Here is a 24,905-nt window from a genome sequence, read left to right on the forward strand (position 1 = left end):
GCCGGGGCCGATTCGATTCGGCCCCGGCCCGCGCCGGTTCTCAGGAGGTTCCGCGTCAGGAATCGCCGCGGCCCAGCTCCCAGAGCTGGAGGTCGGCCGAGGAGTTGACGGACCACTCCACGCCGCTCAGCCCCTCGAGCGAGGCGACGTACTGCTTGCCCTGCCAGACGGGGAGCACGGGGACGTCGGTGGCAACGATGTCCTGGAGCTTCTCGAAGGTCGGGGTCGCCGCGCTGCGGTCGGCCTCGCGGCGGGACTCCGGGATGAGCGTCCCTGTGGCGAGGGTCGACCGGTAGGGCGAGTTGAGGAAGTTGTCGTCGTCGAGGAACGGCGCGGTGTAGGTCTCCGCGTCCGGGAAGTCGGGGAACCAGCCCATGCCGTAGACCGCGTACTCACCCTTCTTCTGGGCGGGGCGGAACTTGTCCCACGGCGTGCCCTGGATGTCCACCTGGAAGAGCTTCGAGTCGTTGAGCTGCTTCGCCAGCATCTCGAACTCCGCCTTGGTGGCGGGGCCGTAGTGGTCCGTCGTGTAGTGCAGCGTGAACTTCACCGGAGTGCTGATGCCGGCCTTGTCCAGGGTCTGCGCGGCCGCGGAGACACTGGGCTCACCGTACTTGTTGAAGAACGAGTTGGTGTGGCTGGTGATACCGGACGGGATCAGCGAGTACAGCGGCTCGGCCGTGCTGCCGTACACCTTGCTCGCGATGGGGCCGCGGTCGATGACCTGCGCGATCGCCTGGCGTACGGCCTTGTCCTTGACCGTGGGGTCCTCGGTGTTGAAGCCGAGGTAGCTGATGGCGAGGCCGGGCATCTCGGTGAGCTTGACGCCGTCCTTCGGCTCCTCCAGCATCTGCTGCGCCTGCTCGGGCGACATGGTGCGCGTCATCATGTCGATCTTCTTGTCGTCGAGGGCCTTGCCCATCGCCGCGGCGTCGGGGAAGAGGTCGAGCTCGACCTTCTCGTTCTTGATCTTCAGGTCGCCCTTGTACTTCGGGTTCCTGGTGAAGACCACCTTGACGACCTGGCCGCCCTCGACCTCGGGCTCCATGGTGTAGGGGCCCGAGCCGTCGACCTGGAAGCCCTCGCGCGCGGACTTCGCCGGGTACTTGTCCTTCTGGACGATGCCGGCGGGCGGCGTGGCCAGCTTGTAGGGGAAGGTCGCGTCCGGGGTGCGCAGGTGGAAGACGACCTCGTTCTCGCCCTTGGTCTCGATCGTGTCGATGTTGGAGAGCAGGCCGACCGGGCCGCTCTCGTCCTTGATGTCGATGACCCGCTGGATGGAGTACTTCACGTCCTCCGGGGTGACCGCGGTGCCGTCGGCGAAGGTGAGTCCGCTGCGCAGCGTGCAGCGGTAGCTCTCGTTCTCCGTGTCGGTGAAGGCGCAGCTCTCGGCCGCCTCGGGCACCGGCTCGCTGCCGCCCTTCGGTATGTGGGTCAGGGTCTGCACGGTCTGGCGCAGCACGTTCCACACGCCCGCCTCGTAGCCGATGGCCGGGTCGAGCGGTGCCGGGTTGTCCTTCGAGGCGATGAACTGGTCCGTCGTCCCCACCACGATGGCATCGCCCCCGTCGTCCGACCCGCCACAGGCGGCGAGCACGGGCGCGAGCAGGCCCACTACGGCCGGCAGCACCAGCGTCTTGCGGTTCATCTGGACGTTCTCCCTCAGTCCGGCATGTGAGAAAACTGAGATTAGTAGGCGTCGCAGGGGGGCTTGACCGGTGCCGTCCGGCCGCGTATCCACTCGGTGATCACTGATGACGGGTTGTCCATGTAGGGCTCAAGAATGTTTCGTGCACGACCTCATGAAACCGGACGTATGGGGTTGACGAAACGGGCATGCGCGTCCACCCCGGGCGCGCCCGAACAGCGCGTTCAGTGAGGGAAGTCACACGCCCGGGGTGCCGATCGCATTGACATGGACCTGATTCATGAGAAACACCCTCAGTGCATCAGCGGTCACTCAGCCGTGATCAGGCCCCGCAGGAAGGCCAGGTCCACCTGCTCCAGCGAGGGCACGACCACTCTTCCCGGCGCGGGGGCGATCGTCGCCACGGACGGGACGGCGACGACGCGGCACCCCGCGGCCTCCGCGGCGGCGACCCCCGTCGCCGTGTCCTCGATGACCGCACAGCGCCAGGGGTCCGCACCGAAGCCCGCCGCGGCCGCGAGGTAGGGCTCGGGGTGGGGCTTGGTGCGCGTCACCTCGTCCCCGGCGACGGTGAGCGCGAAGTGGTGGCGTCCCACGGAGTCCAGGACGCGGTCGATGATGCGTCGGTGCGAGGCGGAGACGAGGGCGGTGGGCACCTCGTGCGCGGCGAGCTCGGCGAGCAGCCGGGCGGCGCCCGGCATCAGCGGGACACCTCGCCCGATGCGCTTCTCGAAGCGGTCGTTGAGCAGCACCGTGAGCTCCTCGATGCCGATGCCGGCGCCCGTGACCTCGATGAGGTACCCGGCGCTCCGGGTCATCGGGCCGCCGACGACCACGTCGCGCCATGCCTCGTCGAGCCGGTGACCGAGGTCGGCGAAGACCTCGACCTCCACGTCCCACCAGAAGCCTTCGGTGTCGACCAGTGTGCCGTCCATGTCGAGAAGGACCGCTTGCAGCGCCGACCCTTCGGCCGTGCGGGTCAGGGACGCGGGGACCGTACTGGTCATCCGGCACACCTCCATGAGGGACGAGAAGGCCGGCCGCCGTCCCGGTGGGAACGGCGACCGGCCTGCACTGGACCGACCAGTCTACGACTCGTGCCCGCACGGCGCGCGGAGTGGAGGATTACCGCGCGTTGAACGGATCCCTACCGTGCGTTGAAGTACTTCGCCTCGGGGTGGTGGATGACGATCGCGTCCGTGGACTGCTCGGGGTGCAGCTGGAACTCCTCGGAGAGCTTCACCCCGATCCGCTCGGGCTCCAGCAGCTCGGCGATCTTCGCCCGGTCCTCCAGGTCGGGGCAGGCCCCGTACCCCAGGGAGAAGCGGGCCCCTCGGTACTTCAGCGCGAACATGTCCTCGACGTCGGACGGGTCCTCGCCGGCGAAGCCGAGCTCGCTGCGGACCCGTGCGTGCCAGTACTCGGCGAGCGCCTCGGCCAGCTGCACGGACAGCCCGTGCAGCTCCAGGTAGTCGCGGTAGGAGTTCGACTCGAAGAGCTCGGCGGTGGCCCCGCCGATCTTCGAACCGACCGTGACGACCTGGAGTCCGATGACGTCCGTCTCCCCCGACTCCTCGGGACGGAAGAAGTCCGCGAGGCAGAGGCGGCGGCCGCGGCGCTGGCGGGGGAAGGTGAAGCGGGTGCGCTCCGAGCCGTCCTCGTGCAGGAGGATCAGGTCGTCGCCCTTGGAGACGCAGGGGAAGTAGCCGTAGACGACGGCGGCCTCCAGCAGGTTCTCCGTGTGGAGCTTGTCGAGCCAGCCGCGCAGGTGGGGCCGGCCCTCCTGCTCGACGAGCTCCTCGTACGTCGGTCCGTCACCGGCGCGGGTCTGCTTGAGGCCCCACTGGCCCTTGAAGAGGGCGCCCTCGTCCAGCCAGGAGGCGTACTCCTTGAGCTGGATGCCCTTGACGACCCGGGTGCCCCAGAACGGCGGCTCGGGAACCGGGTTGGTGACGGAGACGTCGGAACGCACGCCCTCCTCGGGCTCCACGACCTCCGCCGCGGGGGCGTCCCGCTTGGGCACCCTGCGCTGCTTCAGCTCGGGCAGGCTGGCCCCGGGGACCCCGCGCTTGACGGCGATGAGGGCGTCCATGAGCCGCAGGCCCTCGAAGGCGTCGCGGGCGTAGCGGACCTCGCCCTCGTAGATCTCGTGGAGGTCCTGTTCGACGTAGGCCCGGGTCAGGGCGGCGCCGCCGAGGATGACCGGGTAGTCGGCCGCCATCTTGCGCTGGTTGAGCTCCTGCAGGTTCTCCTTCATGATCACGGTGGACTTCACCAGGAGGCCGGACATGCCGATGACGTCGGCACGGTGCTCCTCGGCGGCTTCCAGGATCGCGGAGACGGGCTGCTTGATGCCCAGGTTGACCACGTTGAAGCCGTTGTTGGACAGGATGATGTCGACCAGGTTCTTGCCGATGTCATGGACGTCACCGCGGACCGTGGCCAGCACGATGGTGCCCTTGCCGTCGTCGTCGGTCTTCTCCATGTGCGGTTCGAGGTAGGCCACCGCGCTCTTCATGACCTCGGCGGACTGCAGCACGAAGGGCAGCTGCATCTGGCCCGAGCCGAAGAGCTCGCCCACGACCTTCATGCCCTCCAGGAGGGTGTCGTTGACGATGTCGAGCGCGGGCCTGGTCTGCAGCGCCTCGTCGAGGTCGGTCTCCAGGCCGTTCTTCTCGCCGTCGATGATGCGGCGCTGGAGCCGCTCGTCCAGCGGCAGGGCCAAGAGCTCCTCGGCCTTGCCCTGCTTCATCGACTTCATGTTGACGCCCTCGAAGAGCTCCATGAGCTTCTGCAGGGGGTCGTAGCCCTCCTCGCGGCGGTCGTACACGAGGTCGAGGGCGACCTTGACCTGCTCCTCCTCCAGCCGGGCGATCGGAAGGATCTTGGAGGCGTGCACGATGGCGGAGTCCAGCCCCGCCTTCACGCACTCGTCCAGGAAGACGGAGTTCAGGACGACGCGGGCGGCCGGGTTCAGGCCGAAGGAGATGTTGGACAGGCCCAGCGTGGTCTGGACGTCGGGGTGGCGGCGCTTCAGCTCGCGGATGGCGCCGATCGTCGCGATCCCGTCCTTGCGGGACTCCTCCTGCCCCGTACAGATGGTGAAGGTCAGGCAGTCGATGAGGATGTCCGCCTCGTGGATGCCCCAGTTGGTGGTGAGGTCCTCGATCAGCCGCTCGGCGATGGCGACCTTGTGCTCGACGGTGCGGGCCTGGCCCTCCTCGTCGATGGTCAGCGCGATCAGCGCGGCGCCGTGCTCGGAGGCCAGCCCGGCGACCTTCGCGAAGCGTGACTCGGGACCGTCGCCGTCCTCGTAGTTGACGGAGTTGAGCACCGCTCGGCCGCCGAGCTTCTCCAGGCCGGCGCGCAGGACGGGCAGCTCGGTGGAGTCGAGGACGATCGGCAGGGTCGAGGCGGTGGCGAAACGGCCGGCCAGCTCCTCCATGTCGGCGACCCCGTCGCGCCCCACGTAGTCGACGCAGAGGTCGAGCATGTGCGCGCCCTCGCGGATCTGGTCACGGGCCATCTCCACGCAGTCGTCCCAGCGGGCGTCGAGCATGGCCTCGCGGAACTTCTTGGACCCGTTGGCGTTCGTACGCTCGCCGATCGCGAGGTACGAGGTGTCCTGGCGGAACGGGATGGTCTGGTAGAGCGAGGCGGCGCCCGGCTCGGGGCGCGGATCGCGGGGGGTGAGCTCGGAGCCGCGTACCCGCTCGACGAGCCGGCGCAGGTGCTCCGGTGTCGTACCGCAGCAGCCTCCGACGAGGGAGAGGCCGTACTCCTGGACGAAGGTCTCCTGGGCGTCGGCCAGGCCCTCGGCGTCGAGCGGGAAGTGCGCCCCGTCCTTGGTGAGGACGGGCAGCCCGGCGTTCGGCATGCAGAGCAGCGGGATCCGGGAGTGGCGCGTGAGGTAGCGCAGGTGCTCGCTCATCTCCGCGGGGCCGGTCGAGCAGTTCAGGCCGATCATGTCGACACCGAGCGGTTCGAGGGCGGTCAGCGCGGCGCCGATCTCGGAGCCGAGCAGCATGGTGCCCGTCGTCTCGAAGGCGAGGGAGCACAGCACCAGGAGGTCGCTGCCCATCGCCTCCAGGGCGCGCCGCGCACCCAGCACGGCGGCCTTGGTCTGCAGGAGGTCCTGCGTGGTCTCGATGATCAGCGCGTCGGCGCCGCCGGCGATCAGACCCTCGGCGTTCTGCTGGAAGCCGTCGCGCAGGACGGTGTACGGGGCGTGGCCCAGCGTCGGCAGCTTGGTGCCGGGTCCGATGGAGCCGAGCACCCAGCGCTGCTGTCCGGTGGACTCGGTGAAGCCGTCGGCGACCTCGCGGGCGATCCTCGCGCCGGCTTCCGAGAGCTCGTGGATCCTGCCGGGGATGTCGTACTCACCCAGGGCGGAGGCGTTGGCCCCGAACGTGTTGGTCTCGACGCAGTCCACGCCGACCGCGAAGTACTCCTCGTGCACCGAGCGGACGATGTCGGGGCGCGTGACGTTCAGGATCTCGTTGCAGCCTTCGAGGTTCTCGAAGTCCTCGAGGGTGGGGTCCTGGGCCTGGAGCATGGTGCCCATCGCACCGTCGGCCACCACCACCCGGGTGGCGAGCGCCTCACGGAGCGCTCGGGCTCGGTTCCGGCTGTCAGCTGAGGGGGTCGGCGACGAGGCCATGGATGTTCTCCCTGGGATGCGACGGCTGTCGGCTTTGCGCCCTTCTGCGGAGAGGGGCACGCGGCCAGCGTAGCCGGGAGGCGCCCGGGCCGGTCATCGCGTCCCACGGGACGGACTGCATGCTGTGCGGGGAACAGGCCCGCTCGCGCCGTGACGCATAATTTTCGCGCCACCGGACAGAGGTCGGCATCGACCGATAGTGTTCAGCATTGTCGAACCGAGGTGGAGGAGTACGGCGCGATGGCGAAGAACATCCAGTCGCTCGAGCGGGCAGCCGCGATGCTGCGTCTGCTGGCGGGCGGCGAGCGTCGGCTCGGCCTGTCCGACATCTCGTCGTCGCTGGGTCTGGCCAAAGGTACCGCGCACGGCATTCTGCGGACCCTCCAGCACGAGGGCTTCGTCGAGCAGGACGCCGCGTCCGGCCGCTACCAGCTCGGCGCCGAGCTGCTGCGCCTGGGCAACAGCTATCTCGACGTGCACGAACTGCGGGCCCGCGCACTGGTGTGGACGGACGACCTGGCCCGCTCCAGCGGCGAGAGCGTCCACCTGGGCGTGCTCCACCAGCACGGCGTCCTGATCGTCCACCACGTCTTCCGCCCGGACGACAGCCGCCAGGTGCTCGAGGTCGGCGCCATGCAGCCGCTGCACTCCACGGCCCTCGGCAAGGTGATCGCCGCCTACGACCCGGTCGCGCACAGCGAGGCCACCGAGGTGGAGCGACGCTCCTTCACCCCGCGCACCGTGACGGGCGAGGAGGAGTTCGAGTCGCTGCTCGACCTGATCCGGGCGCAGGGCTGGGCGGCCGATGTCGAGGAGACCTGGGAGGGCGTGGCGGCGGTGGCCGCCCCCATCCACGACCGGCGCAGGATGCCGGTCGGCGCCGTGGCCGTGACGGGTGCCGTGGAGCGTGTCTGCGCGGGCGGCGAACTGCGGCCCGAGCTCGTCGCCGCGGTGCGGGACTGCGCCCGCGCCGTCTCCCGGGATCTGGGCGCCGGGCGCTTCTGAGCCCGCCCCCGCGACGTCGTAACGATCGAGTCGCGCGTCACACACCCCTTGACGCACCCCCCTTCAGGGAGAAACATTGCCGCTCACCGGTCGGCATTGCCGAACACCTAACGGCAATACGCGTTAGGGTGTGACAGTGCCGAGGGCCGGTCAAGCCCTACACAGGTGATGTGCCCCGCTTCTCACGGGTACCCACCTAGGGCGCGATCCACCGGAGGGACCCGGTGTTTCGCCTTCCCCTGGACGAAGGACAAAGGAGTCGCGGTGTCCAGCTCCGACATCTTCATCGGCGAGACCATCGGTACCGCCATACTCATCCTGCTCGGCGGCGGTGTCTGTGCCGCCGTCACGCTCAAGCGCTCAAAGGCGCAGAACGCCGGCTGGCTGGCCATCACCTTCGGGTGGGGCTTCGCCGTGCTGACGGGCGCCTACATCGCCTCCGGCGTGTCCGGAGCTCACCTCAACCCCGCGGTCACGATCGGCCTCGCGATCCAGGGCGGCACCGCGTGGAGCGATGTCCCCCTGTACCTCGCCTCCGAGCTGCTCGGCGCGATCATCGGTGCCGTGCTCGTCTGGGCCGTCTACTACGGACAGTTCCACGCGCACCTCACCGATCCCGAGATCGTGAAGGACCAGCCGGCCGAGGAAGGCATGGTCGACCAGGCGTCGGCGCCGAAGGCCGGCCCCGTGCTCGGCGTCTTCACCACCGGGCCGGAGATCCGGAACGCGGTGCAGAACGTCGTCACGGAGGTCATCGCCACGTTCGTCCTGGTCCTGGCGATCCTCACCCAGGGCCTCAACGACGAGGGCAACGGCCTCGGCGCCCTGGGCGCCCTGATCACCGCGCTGGTGGTCGTGGGGATCGGTCTGTCGCTCGGCGGCCCGACCGGCTACGCGATCAACCCGGTGCGCGACCTCGGCCCGAGGATCGTGCACGCGCTTCTGCCTCTGCCGAACAAGGGCGGGTCGGACTGGGGCTACGCCTGGGTACCGGTGGTAGGACCGCTCATCGGGGCCGCACTGGCCGGCGGGCTCTACAACCTCGCCTTCGCCTGAGCCACACCCTCCACACCACACAGACCCTCCGGGAGCCAACCGTGACCGACGCACACACCACCGGACCGTTCATCGCGGCCATCGACCAGGGCACCACCTCCAGCCGCTGCATCGTCTTCGACAAGGACGGCCGGATCGTCTCGGTCGACCAGAAGGAGCACGAGCAGATCTTCCCCAAGCCGGGCTGGGTCGAGCACGACGCCAAGGAGATCTGGGAGAACGTCCAGGAGGTCGTGGCCGGGGCGATCGTCAAGGCCGGCATCACCGCCGCCGACGTCAAGGCGATCGGCATCACCAACCAGCGTGAGACCACCCTCCTGTGGGACAAGAACACCGGTGAGCCGGTGTACAACGCCCTCGTCTGGCAGGACACCCGCACCGACGCCCTCTGCAAGGAGCTCGGCCGTAACGTCGGCCAGGACCGCTTCCGCCGCGAGACCGGGCTGCCCCTCGCCTCGTACTTCGCCGGCCCGAAGGTCCGCTGGCTCCTCGACAACGTGGAGGGCCTGCGCGAGCGCGCCGAGCGGGGCGAGATCCTCTTCGGCACCATGGACTCCTGGGTCATCTGGAACCTGACCGGCGGCACCGAAGGCGGCGTCCACGTCACCGACGTCACCAACGCCTCGCGCACCCTCCTGATGAACCTGCACACGATGCAGTGGGACCAGAAGATCCTCAGTTCGATCAACATCCCGTCCGCACTGCTGCCGGAGATCCGGTCCTCCGCCGAGGTCTACGGCACCGCCAAGGGCGGCGTGCTCGACGGCGTCCCGGTGGCCTCCGCGCTGGGCGACCAGCAGGCCGCGCTGTTCGGCCAGACGTGCTTCGCCGAGGGCGAGGCCAAGTCCACGTACGGCACCGGCACCTTCATGCTGATCAACACGGGTGAGACCCCCGTCAACTCCTACAACGGGCTGCTGACGACGGTCGGCTACCGGATCGGCGACCAGAAGGCGGTGTACGCGCTGGAGGGGTCCATCGCGGTCACCGGCTCGCTCGTCCAGTGGATGCGCGACCAGATGGGCCTGATCAAGTCCGCGGCCGAGATCGAGACACTCGCCTCCTCCGTCGAGGACAACGGCGGCGCCTACTTCGTGCCCGCGTTCTCCGGTCTGTTCGCCCCGTACTGGCGTCCGGACGCCCGGGGTGTCATCGCCGGCCTCACCCGGTACGTGACCAAGGCGCACATCGCCCGTGCCGTGCTCGAGGCGACCGCGTGGCAGACCCGTGAGATCAGCGACGCCATGACCAAGGACTCCGGCGTCGAGCTGACCGCGCTCAAGGTCGACGGCGGAATGACCTCCAACAACCTGCTGATGCAGACGCTCTCCGACTTCCTGGACGCACCCGTGGTGCGCCCGATGGTCGCCGAGACGACCTGCCTCGGCGCGGCCTACGCCGCCGGCCTCGCCGTCGGCTTCTGGCCGGACACCGACGCGCTGCGCGCCAACTGGCGCCGCGCCGCCGAGTGGACCCCCCGTATGGACGCGGCCACCCGTGACCGCGAGTACAAGAGCTGGCTCAAGGCCGTCGAACGGACCATGGGCTGGATCGACGACGACGAGAGCTGAGGAGCAATCGACATGACCACCCTGCAGAGCGTCCCCGCCCTCGGGACGCATCCGGCCTCCGGCTCCCTCCCGAGCCGTGCCGAGACCCGGGAGCAGCTTTCCAAGGCGACGTACGACCTCCTGGTGATCGGCGGCGGCATCCTGGGCATCTCCACCGCCTGGCATGCCGCGCAGTCCGGGCTGCGGGTGGCCCTGGTGGACGCCGGCGACTTCGCCGGCGCCACCTCCTCCGCCTCCTCCAAGCTGCTCCACGGCGGTCTGCGCTATCTCCAGACCGGCGCGGTGAAGCTGGTCGCGGAGAACCACTTCGAGCGCCGCGCGGTCTCCCGTCAGGTCGCCCCGCACCTGGCCAGCCCGCTCACCTTCTACCTGCCCGTCTACAAGGGCGGCCCGCACGGCGCCGCCAAGCTCGGCGCGGGCGTCTTCGCCTACTCGGCGCTGTCCGCGTTCGGTGACGGCGTCGGCCATGTGATCAGCCCCGCCCGGGCGCAGCGCGACGTGCCCGAGCTCCGTACCGACAACCTGAAGGCTGTCGCGGTCTACGGCGACGACCAGATGAACGACGCCCGGATGGCGCTGATGACGGTCCGCGCGGCCGTCGACGCCGGAGCCGTCGTCCTCAACCACGCCGCGGTGACCGGTCTGCGGTTCACCCGGGGCCGGGTCACCGGCGCCGAGCTGGAGGACCGTCAGGACGGTACGGAGTTCGGCGTCGACGCCCGCCTCGTGCTGAACGCCACCGGTCCGTGGGTCGACCACCTGCGCAAGCTGGAGGACCCGAACGCGGCGCCTTCCATACGCCTGTCCAAGGGCGCGCACCTGGTCCTCAGGCGGACCCGCCCGTGGAAGGCGGCACTGGCGACCCCGATCGACAAGTACCGGATCACGTTCGCCCTGCCGTGGGAGGACATGCTGCTGCTCGGGACGACCGACGAGGAGTACGAGGGCGACCCGGCCGATGTCGCGGTCACCGAGAAGGACACGGCCCAGATCCTCGACGAGGCCGCCTTCTCCGTGCGGGACCAGCAGCTGTCCCGGGACCTGATCACGTACTCCTTCGCAGGACTGCGGGTGCTGCCCGGCGGCCCGGGTGACACGTCCAAGGCCAAGCGCGAGACGGTCGTGACCGAGGGGCGCGGCGGGATGCTGTCCGTCGCGGGCGGCAAGTGGACGACGTTCCGCCACATCGGCCGTACGGTGATGAACAAGCTGGCCGAACTGCCCGGCCACCCCCTCGCCGAGGACATGGAGCCGATGGCCCGGCTGCCCAGGAAGATGCCGCTCCCCGGTATCGCCAACCCGAACGCGGTGGCACACCGGCTGCTGGTCGACGGCGGTACGCCGGGACCGCGGATGTCCGCCGACACGGCCCGGCACCTCGCCACCCATTACGGCTCGCTCTCCTTCGACATCGCACGGCTGGCGAACGAGAACCCGGCGCTGGCCGAGCGCGTCCACCCCGACGCCCCGGAGATCTGGGCGCAGGTGGCGTACGCGCGCGACCGCGAGTGGGCCGAGACGGCGGACGACGTGCTGCGCCGCCGGACGACCCTGACGATCCGGGGCCTGGCCACGGACGACATCCGGGGCCGGGTCGAGGCCATGCTGGCCGACGGGCGCTGACCGCGGGCCGTACGCACGCGCAGGGGCGGTCTCCCGGTCACGGGAGGCCGCCCTCCCGCCATGAGCCCGGCGGACGGGCGCGGCGGCCCGGATCCGGTGGACGTGCCATGCCGCCGCCATACGGGCGCAATGTGACGCGGGGACAGTGGAGGGATGTCCGAACCAGAGGGATTCCATCTGTCGGCGGCGCTGAACGGCGCCGGTTCACATCCGGGCGCGCCCGCCAGGCCCTTCACATCCGAGGAGTACGTCCGGCTCGTGCGCGGTGCCGAGGCCGGGCTGCTCGACTTCGTCACGGTCGAGGACGGCCCCGGGCGGCTCGACTCCGGGCTGCTCCTCGCCCTGGCCGCACAGGTCACCGACCGGATCGGGCTCGTCCCGCTGGGGCCGACGACGGGTGACCCCGGCGCCTGGGCGACACGGATCGCCACGCTCGACCACCTGAGCGCGGGACGGGCCGGGGTGCGGCCCCGGGCCACGACGAGCAACCCCGAGCACGCCCGGCTGCTGAAGATCCTCGGCACCCCCGAGGGGGACGCGAAGGTCGCCGAACTCTTCGCCCGGGCGGACGAGTTCCTCACCGAGGTCACCGGGGCGTGGGCCACCGCCGCGCCCTCACCGCAGGGCAGGCCGCCGCTGGCGCTGCTCGCGCACGCCACGGTCCCCTACCGGCTCGCGGCCACGCACGGCGACGTCGTCCTCGTGACCCCGGCCGACACCGCGGACCTGGTCACCATCCGCAAGGAGGTCGAGTCGCTGCGGGAGGCGGCGGGAAGGCCCGCCGGAGCGCTGCGCCTCCTCGCCGACGTCAACGTCGTCCTGGCTGACAGCCAGGAGGCGGCCGACGCGCGCACAGCGGCGCTGGAGAAGGCCGCCGGAGCCCCGTTCACCTCGGACGCCGCCATATTCTCCGGCACGTCCGAGGGGCTGGCCGACCTTCTTCAGGAGTGGTTCCGCGAGGGCGGCGCCGACGGCTTCCGGCTGCGGCCCGCGGTCCTCCCCGACGACCTGGACGCGATCGTCACCGGGCTGGTGCCCGTCCTGCAGCGGCGCGGGCTCTTCCGCACCGCGTACACCGCCCGGACCCTGCGCGGCCACCTCGGCCTCCAGGCCGCCTGACCGCCCTCGCCGCACCACGGAAGGAAGGCCCCTGTGAAGTTCTCCGTGCTCTCCCTCATCGGCCATGCCCCGCATCCGCTGACCGGGGCGCTGCCCTCCGCCGCCGAGCGGTTCCACGAGGTGATCGGGACCGGCGTGGCGGCGGAGCGGCTCGGCTTCGACGGGTACGCGATCGGCGAACGGCACGCCGGGCCGTTCCTCTCGTCGAGCCCCGGTGTGGTGCTGGGGGCGCTGGCCGCCCGCACCTCCACGATCAGGCTGCTGACCGGGGTGACGGTCGTCGCGATCCTCGATCCGGTGCGGGTGGCGGAGGAGTTCGCGACACTCGACCAGATCGCGCGGGGCCGGCTCGAGCTCGTCGTGGGGAAGGGCGCGGAGGCCGGTCACTTCAGCCTGTTCGGGCTGGACGAGGAACGGCAGTGGGATCTGCAGAAGGAGAAGTACGAGCTGCTGCGGCGGCTCTGGACCGAGGAGGGCGTCGACTGGGAGGGGGAGTTCCGGCCCGCGCTGAAGAACGTGACGACGGTGCCGCGCCCCTACGCCGGCCCGCCGCGCGTCTGGCACGGCTCGGCGACGAGCCTCAACTCCCCCGAGCTGGCGGCCGAGCACGGCGACCCCCTGTTCACCGCCAACGCGATCCAGCCCCGCGAGGCGTACGCCCGGCTCATCGCCCACTACCGCGAGCGCTTCGAGGCCTACGGGCACGACCCGGCGGACGCGCGGGTGGCGGCGGGGTCCGGCGGCCTGCTGATCGCGGACACCCCGCACAAGGCCGTCGCACGCTACAAGGAGCTGTACGAGGCCAAGGTCGCCCAGTCCTTCAAGCCGCACCTGGAGGGCAGGGCGGGCTACAACACACCATTCGCACGATCGAGGACGCGATGGCCGGCGGACCTCAGCTCATCGGCTCCCCGCAGCAGATCATCGACAAGATCCTCGGCTTCCACGCGGCCTACCGGCACGATCTCCAGTCGGTCACCGTCGACGGCTTCGGCCTTCCGCACGAGGAGCAGCTGGAGACGCTCCAGCGGTTCGCCGAGGAGATCGCCCCGGTCGTGCGGCGCGAGGCGCCCTCCACGCTCTGGGACTGACCCGCGGGGCTCGCGCCCGGATGTGTGGCCGCATAATGAGGCCATACATCGGATGTCTTGTGCGCGAGGAGGCCCCACATGGCCGTCACCGACGAAGCGATCGAGAAGATCAAGGGAATGATCGTCTCGGGTGCGCTGGCCCCGGGCGACCGGCTTCCCAAGGAGAGCGAGCTCGCGGCCGAACTGGGCCTGTCGCGCAACTCGCTGCGCGAGGCGGTGCGCGCCCTCTCGCTGATCCGGATCCTCGACGTCCGCCAGGGCGACGGCACCTACGTCACCAGCCTGGACCCGCAGCTGCTCCTGGAGGCGCTCAGCTTCGTGGTGGACTTCCACCGCGACGACACGGTGCTGGAGTTCTTCGCGGTCCGCAGGATCCTGGAGCCCGCGGCCACCGCGATGGCGGCGCTGCGCATCGAGGAGGAGCAACTGGACGCCTTGGATGCCCAGTTGGACGCACTGGGCCCGGACCCCTCGGTGGAGGCACTCGTCGCCGGCGACCTGGAGTTCCACCGCGGCATCGTCCGGCACTCCGGCAACTCGGTGCTCTGCTCCCTGCTGGACGGCCTGTCGGGCCCCACCACCCGGGCCAGGGTGTGGCGCGGGCTGACGCAGGAGGACGCGGTCGCCCGCACCCTGCGCGAACACCGGGCGATCCTCGCCGCGATGCGGGACCGGGACGCGGAGGCGGCCCGGTCCTGGGCGACGGTGCACGTGGCGAGCGTGGAGCAGTGGCTGCGCTCGACCCTCTGAACCGCGTCCCGCCCCGCGCCGGACCGGGCAGCGGACGCGGTCAGCCCTGCGCCGGGGCGGGGCGCAGCCGCAGCCCCTGCATCCCCCCGTCGACGGCGAGCGCGGTGCCGGTGACGGAGGCGGCCGCCGGGCTCGCCAGGTAGACGACGGCGGCGGCGACCTCCTCGGCGGAGACCAGCCGCCCCAGGGGCTGGCGGGCGTCGAGCGCCGCGCGCTCCGCCGCCGGGTCCTCGGCCCGGTCGAGGAGCCGGCCGATCCAGGGGGTGTCCGCCGTACCGGGGTTGACGCAGTTGACCCTGATCCCCTCCCGGACGTGGTCGGCCGCCATGGCGAGGGTGAGGGAGAGCACGGCGCCCTTGCTCGCGCTGTAGAGCGCGCGCTGCGGCAGCCCGGCGGTCGCGGCGATGGAGCAGGTCTGGGTGATCGACACGGCCCCCGGGCGTCCGGCGGCGGCCCGGCGCAGATGCGGCAGGGCGTGGCGGGCGGTGCGGACCATGCCGAGCACATTGACGTCCAGCACCCGGGTCCACTCCGCGTCGGTGTTCTCCTCCACCGTGCCGACCGAGCCGATCCCGGCGTTGGAGACGAGGGTGTGCAGGCCGCCCAGCTCCTCGGCGGCCCGGTCGACGGCGCTCCGTACGGCGTCGTCGTCCGTCACGTCGGCCCCCAGTGCGAGGGCCCCTTCGGGAGCGCCCTCCGGATCGAGGTCGAGCACCGCGACGCGGGCCCCTCGGGCGAGCAGGAGGCTCGCCACGGCGGCGCCGATGCCGGACGCGCCGCCCGTCACCAGGGCGGACAGTCCGTCGAAATCCTGCGTACCGGTCATCGGGCGGTCTCCTCGGGGGTGCGGCGGGCCTGCCAGACGGGGCCCTGCGGATAGCGGTGCCCGGCGATCGAGGCCGGAAGCATGCGGGCCGAGAAGCCCGGCGTGCGCGGGGTGACGTAGCGGCCGTGCTCGATGACGGCCGGGTCGGCGAAGTGCTCGTGGAGGTGGTCGACGTACTCGATGACACGGTCCTTCCAGCTGCCGGATACCGCGACGTAGTCGAACATCGAGAGGTGCTGGACCAGTTCGCACAGTCCGACGCCTCCCGCGTGCGGGCAGACCGGGACGCCGTACTTCGCGGCGAGCAGCAGGACCGCGAGGTTCTCGTTGACGCCGGCCACGCGGGCGGCGTCGATCTGCACGAAGTCGACGGCGTCCGCCTGGAGCAGCTGCTTGAACACGACCCGGTTGGCGACGTGTTCACCGGTGGCGACCTTGACGGGCTGTCCGGCGCGCACCGCGGCGTGGCCGAGCACGTCGTCGGGGCTGGTCGGCTCCTCGATCCAGTACGGGTCGTACGGGGCGAGCGCGGTCATCCACTCCACCGCTCCTGCGACGTCCCAGCGCTGGTTGGCGTCGACGGCGATGCGGATGCCGGGACCGACGGCCCCGCGCGCGAGCGAGAGCCTGCGGACGTCGTCGTCCAGATCGGCCCCGACCTTCAGCTTGATCTGGGTGAAGCCGTCGGCGACGGCCTCCTTGCACAGGCGCACGAGCTTGTCGTCGTCGTACCCCAGCCAGCCGGGCGACGTCGTGTACGCCGGATACCCCTCGGCGAGGAGCCGCGCGGTGCGCTCGGCGCGGCCCGGCTCCGCGGCACGCAGGATGCCGAGCGCCTCCTCCGGGGTGAGGGCGTCCGTGAGGTAGCGGAAGTCGACGAGGGAGACGAGCTCCTCCGGGGTCATCTCCGCCAGGAACTGCCAGACGGGCCTGCCCGCCAGTCCCGCCGCGAGGTCCCAGGCCGCGTTGACGACGGCGCCGGCCGCCATGTGCATCACGCCCTTCTCGGGGCCGAGCCAGCGCAGCTGCGAGTCGTGGGTGAGCGTGTGGTGGAGGGCGGCCAGGTCAGCGGCGGTGCGCGGGGCCGGGCGGCCGACGGCATGGGACCGGAGCGTGCCGATGGCGGCGGCCATGACATCGTTGCCACGGCCGATGGTGAAGCAGAAGCCGTGCCCCTCCTCCCCGCCGTCCGTGCGCAGGACGACATACGCGGCGGAGTAGTCGGGGTCGGGGTTCATGGCGTCCGAGCCGTCCAGCTCCTCCGAGGTGGGAAAGCGGATGTCCTCGACCTCGAGATCCGTGACGGTCAGAGTCATGTGCGCCCCCAGGGGAATAACATCGGATCTCTCAATGGTCATCCGATGTATAGCCTCCCGCAGCCCTCACAGTCCAGGGTCCAGACGAAAATTGATCATTTTCGACCGGTACAGCTCGGATGAATCATGAGGTGGCACGCTTCACCTCCGCGCGCAAACGGGCTGCGGCGGAACAGGGTGGAAGCCGTAAGGTTGGTCCGTACACAAGGGAACTTCGGAAGGAGGCCTGGGTGATCGAGCTCGAGGGGGTACCCGAGCTGATCGACCCGGTCATGGTGGCCGCGTTCGAGGGCTGGAACGACGCCGGTGACGCCGCCTCCACAGCGGTCGCGCATCTTGACCGGGAGTGGAAGGGCGAGGTCTTCGCGGCGCTCGACGCCGAGGACTACTACGACTTCCAGGTCAATCGGCCCACGGTGTGGCTGGACGGCGGGACACGCAAGATCACCTGGCCCACCACGCGGCTCTCCGTGGTCCGGGTCGGCGGCGAGAAACCACGTGACCTGGTGCTGATCCGTGGCATCGAACCCTCCATGCGCTGGCGTTCGTACTGCAACGAGATCCTGGGCTTCGCCCATGAGCTGGGTGTCGAGATGGTCGTCATCCTGGGGGCGCTGCTCGGCGACACCCCGCACACCAGGCCGGTGCCCGTCAGCGGCGTCACCTCGGATCCCGACCTGGCCAGGACGATGGACCTGGAGGAGACCCGGTACGAGGGCCCGACCGGCATCGTCGGCATCCTCCAGGAGGCCTGCACGCACGCGGGGGTGCCCGCGGTGAGCCTGTGGGCGGCGGTGCCGCACTACGTGTCGCAGCCGCCGAACCCGAAGGCGACGCTGGCGCTGCTGAACCGTCTCGAGGACCTGCTCGGCATGCGGATCCCGCTGGGCGAGCTGCCCGAGGACGCCCGCGCCTGGCAGCTCGGGGTCGACCAGCTGGCCGCGGAGGACAGCGAGGTCGCGGAGTACGTGCAGACGCTGGAGGAGGCGCGGGACACCGCGGAGCTTCCCGAGGCGTCAGGCGAGGCGATCGCGCGCGAGTTCGAGCGTTATCTGCGGCGCAGGGACGTCAACGGCCCCGGTCAGGCACCGGGCGGTCATGCCACCGAGAGCGGCGACGTGCCGTATCTGCGGGACACCTCCGGCGGCCGCACGAGACCGCCGAAGCCGCAGCGCCCGGAGAAGGGGCGGCCGAAGGACGGCGACGGGAGCACGGCGCCCGAGGACCCGCCGACGGGCCCTGACGAGGACTCCTCGGACGGCTGACCCGGCCCCCGGCCTTACGTGCGACGGCCCCGGACCCCGCGATCCCTCGCGTGGTCCGGGGCCGTCCGGCGTTCCCGGCTACGGGCTAGAGAGCGACGCCCAGCAGGGCGTCGACGGTGCGCGAGACGAGGCCGGGCGCGCCCTCGTCCGTGCCGCCGCCCGCGCTCTGCCGCTCGGCCCAGCGGTCCACGGCGGCGAGTGCGGCCGGGGCGTCCAGGTCGTCGGCCAGGGCCTCCCGGACCTCCTCGACCAGGGCATCGGCGGAGATCCCGTCGGGCCGGGAGACGGCCGCACGCCAGCGGGCGAGACGCTCGACGGCGTCGGCGAGGACCTGGTCGGTCCACTCCCAGTCGGCCCGGTAGTGGTGCGCGAGCAGGGCGAGCCTGATCGCGGCGGGGTCCACGTCGTCCCGGCGGAGCGCCGACACGAAGACGAGGTTGCCCTTGGATTTGGACATCTTCTCGCCGTTGAGGGCGACCATGCCCGCGTGCACGTAGGCGCGGGCGAACGGGTGCTCGCCGGTCAGCACCTGGGCGTGCGAGGCGCCCATCTCGTGGTGCGGGAAGGCGAGGTCGGAGCCGCCCCCCTGGACGTCGAAGGTCATGCCCAGGTGGTCCAGCGCGATGGCGACGCACTCGATGTGCCAGCCGGGGCGGCCACGGCCGAGCGTTCCGCCGTCCCAGCTCGGCTCGCCCTGACGGGCGGCCATCCAGAGCATCGGGTCGAGGGGGTTCTTCTTGCCGGGGCGCTCCGGGTCCCCGCCGCGCTCGGCGGAGAGCACGCGCATGGCCTCGGCGTCGAGGCCCGAGACCTCTCCGAAGTGCGGGTCGCACTCCACGGAGAAGTACACGTCGCCGTCGAGTTCGTAGGCGGCACCCGCGTCGCGGAGGCGCTCCACCAGCGGGACGATGCCGGGTATCGCCTCCACCGCCCCGATGTAGTGCTTCGGGGGAAGCATGCGCAGGGCGGTCATGTCCTCCCTGAAGAGTGCCGTCTCGCGCTCCGCGAGCTCGGTCCAGTCCTCGCCGTCGCGCACGGCCCGCTCCAGCAGCGGATCATCCACGTCGGTCACGTTCTGGACGTAGTGAACCTGCCGCTTGGTGTCGAGCCACACGCGCTGAACGAGGTCGAACGCGTTGTAGGTCGCCGCATGACCCATGTGGGTCGCGTCGTACGGCGTGATGCCGCAGACGTAGATGCGGGCGACGGGACCGGGGTCAAGGGTGATCCGTCCGCCGGTCGCGGTGTCGTGGATCCGAAGGTCGCGGCCCTTGCCAGGAAGGGCGGGGACCTCAGAAGCGGGCCAGGCATGCATGTCATGAGCGTAACCGGACGATGCTTCCGGATACGAACCGGATGGCAGATCGTGGCCGAAGAGGCGGTCTTGCGCGCGGCCCGGTTCTCCTCTAACAGGCTGGGGGCGGAGGACATCCCGGGCCGACGCGTCGTCGGGCGCCCGACGGGCTCAACGCGCGCCCGGGCCGGGTGCTCGGGGGCGGTAGGGCGGCTTCCGGCGCGGGTGGCGGAGCCGTGACCGTCACACGGGAGGCCACGGGATCGGCGGCCAGTCGCCGCTCGGCTGCGGGTGCCTGCCGGCCTTGCGCAGGCTCTCCACGCGGCCCCGCAGGGCATCGAGCTCCGCAGCGGTGATCAGTTCCCCCAACCGGGTGGCGAGCACCGCCCCCGGTTCCAGAACGGCGGACAGCCGGTCCAGCACCTCGGTGGCCTCCGCGGTCAGCGGCTCGCCCGCCCACCCCCAGAACAGCGTCCGCAGCTTGTCGTCCGCGTTGAGGGTGACGCCGTGGTCGATCCCGTACAGCCGCCCGCCCGGGGCGGACAGAAGGTGCCCGCCCTTGCGGTCACCGTTGTTGATCACCGCGTCGAGGACCGCGAGCCTGCGCAGCCGGGGGTCGTCGGCATGGACCAGCAGCGCCGTCCTCCCCTCCCCCACCTCGGCGAGGCCGACGGCCTTCCAGCCGTCCCCCGGTTCCTCGGTGTCGACGAGCGCGAGCAGGGGCGGCAGCCCGTCGGACGGGGCGGCCTCCGCGTCCGCCTCGATCCACAGCTGGCACATTCCCTCGCCGTAGGGGCCTTCCCGCAGGACCGTGGGCGGCACGAGGCCCCAGCCGGTGGCCTCGGAGATCTCGTACGCCGCGACCTCACGCTGGGCGAGCGTGCCGTCGGGGAAGTCCCACAGCGGCTGCTCGCCGGCGACCGGCTTGTAGACACACGGGCGCTCCTCGCCCTCGTGGGCGACCGTGCAGTACAGGACCGCGTTCGACGCGCCCCTGACCCGGCCGAGGACCGTGAGCTCCCCCTCGGCGAGCAGGGTGCGCAGCCCGGCCTCCGTCAGGCCCCGCGACGGTATCCGTTCTGGCGCGGGCATACGTGTCCTTCCGGATCGAGGGGGAGGCTGCACAGCGGGCACGGCGGGCGGCCGGCGTTCACGACGTCCAGGGCGCGCTTGGCGAACGCACGCGCCTGGGCACCGCTCAGCCGGACGCGCAGCATCGGCGGGCCGTTCTCCTCGTCCTGCAGAAGCCTTTCCTCGGCCTCCGCGAGATCGTCGTCGGAGTCGGCGTCCAGCTCGACGAGAGCCTGCGCCTCGACGATCATGCGCTGCTCCTCGCCGTCCCAGGCGAGGGCCATCGTGCCGACCCTGAACTCCTCCTCGACGGGGGCGTCGAGCGGCGCGGTGTCGGTGACGTCCATGGGAGCCACCGCGGGCACCGGTGAGTTGCCGCCGGTCCGCCGGACGACCTCGTCGAGGAGTTCGTCGATCCGTTCGGCCAACGCGGAGACCTGGGTCTTCTCCAGGGCCACGCTCGTGACCCGTCCTCGCGAGGATGCCTGCAGGAAAAACGTACGGCGGCCAGGCAGCCCGACCGTACCGGCCACGAAACGGTCCGGCGGGTCGTAGAGGAACACCTGACGGGACACGTCCTGTCTCCCTTGAGAATGAGATGGCGGATGGGGGCGGCCCCGGGGCCCTGCGGGAGGTCCCGCACGGCCTCTACGGCGCGTCCACCCTACTGCGCGGAGCGATCACGGCGCCCCAGCGCCGCCCCCGACGGCCGCGTCCGCCCCCGTGTCCCCCGCCGCGTCGGCCCCGATGGCCTGCTCACGCGGTGCCAGGGACGCGAAGTCGCCGGTGTCGCCGAGGCGGAGGAGGAACGGTCGCAGCCGGGTGTAGCGGATCGCGGTGACGGAGCAGGGCTCGGCCTGGACGCGCTGGAAGAGGTCGAGGTGCATGCCGAGTGCGTCGGCGACCAGTGCCTTGATGATGTCGCCGTGCGAACACATCACATAGGTGGCGTCCTCGCCGTGTTCCGCCTCGATACGGGCGTTCCAGTCCCGCACGGCGTCGACCGCCCGGGCCTGCATGGTGCGCATGGACTCGCCGCCGGGGAACACGGCGGCCGAGGGGTGCTGCTGGACGACCTTCATCAGTGGTTCGTCGGAGAGTTCGGCGAGCTTGCGCCCCGACCAGTCCCCGTAGTCGCACTCACTGATCCGGCCCTCGGTGTGCAGCGGGAGCTCCGGGCGGGCGTCGAGCAGCGGCTGGAGCGTCTCCCGGCAGCGCTGCAACGGGCTGCTGACCGCCGCGACGAGCGTGAGGGCGGAGAGCCGGCCGGGCAGCGCGGCGGCCTGTGCGGCGCCGCGTCCGTCGAGGGAGACCCCCGGGGTCCGGCCCGCGAGCACTCCGGAGGTGTTGGCGGTCGAGCGTCCGTGACGTACAAGGATGAGCGTGGGCATACCTGCCAGCGTAGAGGTGCGTGAACCCTTGGCGGCAGGGAAGAATGCGCGGGTGATCGTCGACTGTGGAATTTACCGGGACGGACGCCGGACCGAGGGCCCCTCCGACTTCTCCGATGCCCTGGACGAGGCACGGGCCGCCGGGGACGCCTTCGTCTGGATCGGCCTCCACGAGCCGACGGCGAAGGAATTCGAGCTGGTGACGAGCGAGTTCTCGCTGCACCCCCTGGCCGTGGAGGACGCCCTGCGCGCCCATCAGCGGCCCAAGCTGGAGATCTACGACGACTCCCTGTTCGTCGTGATCAAGCCGGTGGTCTACGAGCCGAAGAGCGACACCGTGAGCGCCGGCGAGCTGATGCTCTTCATAGGCGACTCGTTCGTGGTGACGGTGCGGCACGGCGAGGGCGCCCCCCTCGCCGCCGTGCGGAGCCGGCTGGAGGCCGAGCCCGAGGTCCTCAGGCACGGGCCGACGTCGGTGCTCTACGCGGTGAGCGACGCGGTGGTGGACCACTACATCGAGGTCGCCGCGGAGCTCCAGGTCGACCTGGAGGAGCTGGAGGCGCAGGTCTTCGCCCCGACCGGATCCAGGGACACCACCAACACCGCCGCGAGCATCTACACCTTCAAGCGGCAGGTGCTCGAATTCCGCCGGGCCACCAATCCGCTGGGCGCCCCCATGGCGCGGCTGTCGAGCGCGGGGGTCCCGTTCGTCGACACCGATTCGCAGCCCTTCTTCAGGGACGTCAACGACCACCTGACGCGTGCCGTCGAGCACGTGGAGGGGCTCGACCGGCTGCTCTCGGACATCCTGTCGGCGCACCTGGCGCAGGTGGGGGTGCGACAGAACGACGACATGCGGAAGATCTCGGCGTGGGCCGCGATGGCCGCCGTACCGACGATGGTGGCCGGCGTCTACGGCATGAACTTCACGCACATGCCGGAGCTCGACCTGGTGTGGACCTACCCGGCGGTGATCGTGCTGATGGGCGTCGCGGTCGCCGGGCTGTACCGCCTGTTCAAGCGCCGCGGCTGGATGTAGCCGGGCTCCGCACGGCCTGCGCCCGCCTCAGGCGTACTCGGTCTCGGGCACGGCCCGGCCGCCCAGCGCGTCGCGCAGGACGGGCTGTTCGAGGCTCACCATGCGTCGCCAGCCCAGCAGCCGCTCGTAGCCGTACATCGCGTGGATGCCCGCGGCCAGCACGGCGGACTTGGCGCGGGGCCAGCGCAGCACGGTGCCCATGTGGCTCATCACGGCAAGGCTCACGTCGCGGTACACCCGGATCTCGGCCTCGGCACACTCCCGCAGTACGGACTGGATCGTCCTGCCGTGACCGGCGCGGGCGAAGCGGAGGAGTTCCTCGTGGCAGTACGCGAGGTGGCTGTCCTCGTCCCGGGAGATCATCCTCACGGCGCGGCCCAGGAGGGGGTGGTCGGCGAAGTGCTTCAGCAGGAGACGCATCTGCTCGGAGGCCCGCTGCTCGGTGACCCTGCTGTGGGCGAGGTAGACGATGACGTCCCGCTCGGTGAGCGGCTCCTCACGGCTGAGCCGGTCGTGGGCGAGGCCGATGCCGTGGCGCTCCAGCAGGAGGGTGTAGTCGGTCTCGTACGGCACCGCCACGGGCTGGAGCCCGCGCTGCTTCAGGAGGGCGTTGAAGATCCGGCCGTGCTTGTCCTCGTCGGCGCCGTGCCGGGCGACCTTGGGGGCGAGCTCGCGCAGTCCCGCGGGGACGAGTGCGGCGATGCGCCCGTTCTCCCAGCCGCCCTGCGACTCGCCGCCGGCAGCGATCGAGCAGAACAGCCGGAACGACTCGTCGTTGTCGAGGATCTCCTGGAACAGACTCTTTGCCGAGAGCATCACTGCCACCTTTCGCACCGGTGTCCGCAGAGGCACAGTCAAATTCGGTACGCGTCGGTAGGCAACACGGAGAGGACCCGGCAGGGCCGAACGGGCTCCGCGCGGGGGACGGACCTGCCCGGGTCTCCCGGGAGGAGTACGGGGCGTAACCCGGGGGCGGCCCGGCGCGTTGTTCCGTACGACGGCCGTGGCGGGGAGGACCCCCGAGCCCCCACCACGGCCGTAGTGCTGCGCCGGCGCCGCCCCTGGAGGCTCAGGCCGCGAGGCCGGAGCGCTCCAGGGCGTCCGTCCCGGCGCGCAGCGCCGCGAGCCGCTCGTCGAGCGTGAAGCCGGCCGGGGCCAGCGTCAGGGTCGTGACGCCCGCCGCCGCGTAGGCCTGCATCCGGTCGGCGATCCGGTCCACGGAGCCCAGCAGGGTGGTCTGGTCGATGAGCTGGTGCGGCACGGCGGCCGCCGCGCCCGCCTTGTCGCCGGACAGGTACTTGTCCTGGATCTCGGCGGCTTCCTTCTCGTATCCCATGCGCCCGGCGAGCTGGTTGTAGAAGTTCTGCTTGCGGCTGCCCATGCCGCCGACGTAGAGCGCGGTGTACGGGCGGAACATGTCGGCGAGGCCCTTGACGTCGTCGCCGATCGCCAGGGGCAGGGTCGGGCAGACGTCGAAGCCGTCCATGGTCTTCCCCGCCTTCTCGCGCCCGGCCCGCAGGTGCTTCACCGCGGTCTCCTCGAGGTGCTCGGCGGACGGGAAGATCAGCAGGGCGCCGTCGGCGATCTCACCGGTCTGCTCGAGGTTCTTGGGGCCGATCGCCGCGATGTAGAGCGGGATGTGCTCGCGCTGCGGGTGGACGGTCAGCTTGATGGGCTTGCCCGGCCCGTCGGGCAGCGGCAGCGTCCAGTGCTCGCCGTCGTAGGACAGCCGCTCCCTGGACATCGCCCTGCGCACGATCTCGACGTACTCGCGGGTGCGGGCCAGCGGCTTGTCGAACTTGACGCCGTACCAGCCCTCGGAGACCTGCGGGCCCGAGACGCCGAGGCCGAGGCGGAAGCGGCCCCCGGAGAGCGAGTCGAGCGTGGCCGCGGTCATCGCCGTCATGGCGGGCTGGCGGGCGGGGATCTGCATGATGGCGGAGCCCACGTCGATGGACTCGGTCCGGGCCGCGACCCAGGCCAGCACCGTCGGCACGTCGGAGCCGTACGCCTCGGCCGCCCAGCAGACGTCGTAGCCGAGCCGGTCGGCTTCCTGGGCGACGGCGAGGTTGTCGCCGTCCATCCCCGCACCCCAGTAACCGAGATTGATGCCGAGCCGCATACCCACGCTCCTCTACTGATCAGTAACGTTCCTGTGCCCGGGACTCTAGCGCGGGGCG

General features: G+C 71.0%; 19 protein-coding genes and 1 pseudogene. 9 read left to right on the forward strand and 11 right to left on the reverse strand.

Going from position 1 to position 24,905, the window contains the following annotated elements; all coding sequences use genetic code 11:
* Positions 1-55: 55 nt before the first annotated feature.
* The 3 genes from OG488_RS07290 to metH form a co-directional block, all read right to left on the reverse strand.
* Positions 56-1,648, reverse strand: a complete 1,593-nt coding sequence (locus OG488_RS07290) for an ABC transporter substrate-binding protein (protein ID WP_329227001.1) — start codon at positions 1,646-1,648, stop codon at positions 56-58.
* 308 nt (positions 1,649-1,956) lie between these two features.
* Positions 1,957-2,655, reverse strand: a complete 699-nt coding sequence (locus OG488_RS07295; RefSeq protein ID WP_329227003.1) for an HAD family hydrolase — start codon at positions 2,653-2,655, stop codon at positions 1,957-1,959.
* A gap of 140 nt (positions 2,656-2,795) precedes the next feature.
* Positions 2,796-6,308 carry a methionine synthase gene (gene metH, locus OG488_RS07300; RefSeq protein ID WP_329227004.1) on the reverse strand — a complete coding sequence of 1,171 codons (3,513 nt, stop codon included), beginning with the start codon at positions 6,306-6,308 and terminating at the stop codon, positions 2,796-2,798.
* A gap of 240 nt (positions 6,309-6,548) precedes the next feature.
* Between metH and OG488_RS07305 the strand changes: the two genes are divergently transcribed.
* The 7 genes and pseudogenes from OG488_RS07305 to OG488_RS07335 all read left to right on the forward strand — a co-directional run bounded on the left by OG488_RS07305 (position 6,549) and on the right by OG488_RS07335 (position 14,523).
* Entirely contained in the window at positions 6,549-7,313 is a 765-nt protein-coding gene (locus tag OG488_RS07305; RefSeq protein ID WP_329227006.1) for an IclR family transcriptional regulator, read from the forward strand.
* A gap of 264 nt (positions 7,314-7,577) precedes the next feature.
* Complete coding sequence (locus tag OG488_RS07310) at positions 7,578-8,369, forward strand: MIP/aquaporin family protein (RefSeq protein ID WP_329227007.1); 792 nt, start codon at positions 7,578-7,580, stop codon at positions 8,367-8,369.
* A 41-nt stretch (positions 8,370-8,410) separates the two neighbouring features.
* The gene (glpK, locus tag OG488_RS07315) at positions 8,411-9,940 is read left to right on the forward strand and encodes a glycerol kinase GlpK (RefSeq protein WP_329227009.1); all 1,530 of its coding nucleotides are present in this window, start codon (positions 8,411-8,413) and stop codon (positions 9,938-9,940) included.
* A gap of 12 nt (positions 9,941-9,952) precedes the next feature.
* On the forward strand, positions 9,953-11,563 hold the full coding sequence (locus OG488_RS07320; RefSeq protein ID WP_329227011.1) for a glycerol-3-phosphate dehydrogenase/oxidase: 1,611 nt from the start codon (positions 9,953-9,955) through the stop codon (positions 11,561-11,563).
* Positions 11,564-11,716: 153 nt separating this feature from the next.
* On the forward strand, positions 11,717-12,682 hold the full coding sequence (locus tag OG488_RS07325) for an LLM class flavin-dependent oxidoreductase (RefSeq protein ID WP_329227013.1): 966 nt from the start codon (positions 11,717-11,719) through the stop codon (positions 12,680-12,682).
* Positions 12,683-12,715: 33 nt separating this feature from the next.
* Positions 12,716-13,773, forward strand: a pseudogene (locus OG488_RS07330) (LLM class flavin-dependent oxidoreductase).
* A gap of 78 nt (positions 13,774-13,851) precedes the next feature.
* Positions 13,852-14,523: a FadR/GntR family transcriptional regulator gene (locus tag OG488_RS07335; protein WP_329227014.1), complete on the forward strand. Its 672-nt coding sequence runs from the start codon at positions 13,852-13,854 to the stop codon at positions 14,521-14,523.
* A 40-nt stretch (positions 14,524-14,563) separates the two neighbouring features.
* Here OG488_RS07335 and OG488_RS07340 read toward each other — a convergent pair whose 3' ends face one another.
* Together OG488_RS07340 and OG488_RS07345 are read right to left on the reverse strand one after the other, a co-directional pair.
* Complete coding sequence (locus tag OG488_RS07340; RefSeq protein ID WP_329227016.1) at positions 14,564-15,349, reverse strand: SDR family NAD(P)-dependent oxidoreductase; 786 nt, start codon at positions 15,347-15,349, stop codon at positions 14,564-14,566.
* A complete protein-coding gene (locus OG488_RS07345) occupies positions 15,346-16,665 on the reverse strand; it encodes an enolase C-terminal domain-like protein (RefSeq protein WP_329227017.1) in 1,320 nt (439 codons plus the stop codon). The genes OG488_RS07340 and OG488_RS07345 overlap by 4 nt, the downstream gene beginning before the upstream one ends.
* Before the next feature lie 230 nt (positions 16,666-16,895).
* On the opposite strand from OG488_RS07345, the gene OG488_RS07350 reads away from it, so the two are divergent.
* Positions 16,896-17,930, forward strand: a complete 1,035-nt coding sequence (locus tag OG488_RS07350; protein WP_329227019.1) for a PAC2 family protein — start codon at positions 16,896-16,898, stop codon at positions 17,928-17,930.
* An 85-nt stretch (positions 17,931-18,015) separates the two neighbouring features.
* On the opposite strand, the gene mshC is transcribed toward OG488_RS07350, so the two are convergent.
* The 4 genes from mshC to OG488_RS07370 form a co-directional block, all read right to left on the reverse strand.
* Complete coding sequence (gene mshC / locus OG488_RS07355; protein ID WP_329227020.1) at positions 18,016-19,245, reverse strand: cysteine--1-D-myo-inosityl 2-amino-2-deoxy-alpha-D-glucopyranoside ligase; 1,230 nt, start codon at positions 19,243-19,245, stop codon at positions 18,016-18,018.
* Between the two features lie 222 nt (positions 19,246-19,467).
* The gene (locus OG488_RS07360) at positions 19,468-20,316 is read right to left on the reverse strand and encodes an SCO1664 family protein (RefSeq protein WP_329227022.1); all 849 of its coding nucleotides are present in this window, start codon (positions 20,314-20,316) and stop codon (positions 19,468-19,470) included.
* A complete protein-coding gene (locus OG488_RS07365) occupies positions 20,280-20,870 on the reverse strand; it encodes a DUF3090 domain-containing protein (RefSeq protein WP_329227024.1) in 591 nt (196 codons plus the stop codon). Before OG488_RS07365 ends, OG488_RS07360 begins: the two co-directional genes overlap by 37 nt.
* Before the next feature lie 105 nt (positions 20,871-20,975).
* Positions 20,976-21,686: a histidine phosphatase family protein gene (locus OG488_RS07370; protein WP_329227026.1), complete on the reverse strand. Its 711-nt coding sequence runs from the start codon at positions 21,684-21,686 to the stop codon at positions 20,976-20,978.
* Between the two features lie 52 nt (positions 21,687-21,738).
* On the opposite strand from OG488_RS07370, the gene OG488_RS07375 reads away from it, so the two are divergent.
* The gene (locus tag OG488_RS07375) at positions 21,739-22,725 is read left to right on the forward strand and encodes a magnesium and cobalt transport protein CorA (RefSeq protein ID WP_329227028.1); all 987 of its coding nucleotides are present in this window, start codon (positions 21,739-21,741) and stop codon (positions 22,723-22,725) included.
* A gap of 27 nt (positions 22,726-22,752) precedes the next feature.
* On the opposite strand, the gene OG488_RS07380 is transcribed toward OG488_RS07375, so the two are convergent.
* A complete protein-coding gene (locus tag OG488_RS07380; RefSeq protein WP_329227030.1) occupies positions 22,753-23,541 on the reverse strand; it encodes a ferritin-like domain-containing protein in 789 nt (262 codons plus the stop codon).
* Positions 23,542-23,794: 253 nt separating this feature from the next.
* Positions 23,795-24,847 carry an LLM class F420-dependent oxidoreductase gene (locus OG488_RS07385; protein ID WP_329227032.1) on the reverse strand — a complete coding sequence of 351 codons (1,053 nt, stop codon included), beginning with the start codon at positions 24,845-24,847 and terminating at the stop codon, positions 23,795-23,797.
* Positions 24,848-24,905 lie beyond the last annotated feature (58 nt).

The organism is Streptomyces sp. NBC_01460 (genome assembly GCF_036227405.1).
Lineage (GTDB): Bacteria > Actinomycetota > Actinomycetes > Streptomycetales > Streptomycetaceae > Streptomyces.